Source organism: Rhizobium sp. 01T444 (genome assembly GCF_056398305.1).
Genome location: NZ_JBFTPD010000192.1, coordinates 1 through 683 on the forward strand (window position 1 = coordinate 1; position 683 = coordinate 683).

Genomic DNA, 683 nt, shown 5'->3' on the forward strand with positions numbered 1-683 from the left:
GCCGAATGAACTGTTGAGAAAGAGGCCCGCCGACTGGAGGCGGTAGAACTCGCTGTTCAGGTCGTAGATGCCCGCCAGTAAGGACACGCCGGAGCCCGCGAAGTTGTGCTGTACCCAGAGTTCTTCGATGTGGGTCCCGTGCGGCCCCTCGATGTTGCTGACGTTCTGCGCGACGCCGGCCAGCGTGCTCGGGCTCGCGTTGCTGCCATGGATGTCGAGCACGTCCGCGAAGGCCGTCGTGCCGGGCCAGGGCGAGTCCGCGGGCGCCTTGGCCAGCAGGCGAAGATGAAGATTGCCCACGTAGGCGCTGCCGGTGCGCGTGCCGCCCCGCACCACGCGCGCCGCCGTGCCGTCGTAGGTCAGGGAGGGGCTGAAGACCGGATCGGGGGCGGCCGCGCCCGCGTCATCGGCAGCGGCGGCCGGGCCGGCGAGAACGCCGAGGCAGGCATACGCGGCGAGGCCCATCAGGGAAGGAGCGAGGGCGCGGCAGAGGGTGCGCCGCGGACGGGCGGCACTGCGCCGGGCAGAGGGCATGGCGTGCTTCATCAAGGAACTGCTTCAGACTGTCGAACGGTTTTGTTTCGGCGGGCTAGATGGCGACGCCGACCAGATACCCGACGCCCCAGGTGATGGCCATGGCCAGCGCGCCCCAGAAAGTGACCCGCCAGGCGGCGACCCACACG

At 69.8% G+C, this 683-nt stretch carries 1 protein-coding gene; it reads right to left on the minus strand.

Annotation, left to right across the window (positions count from 1 at the left end; genetic code table 11):
• A partial coding sequence (locus AC1DTN_RS37925; RefSeq protein WP_477925289.1) for a carbohydrate porin occupies positions 1 to 546 on the minus strand: 546 nt, incomplete at its 3' end.
• Between the last annotated feature and the right edge of the window lie 137 nt (positions 547 to 683).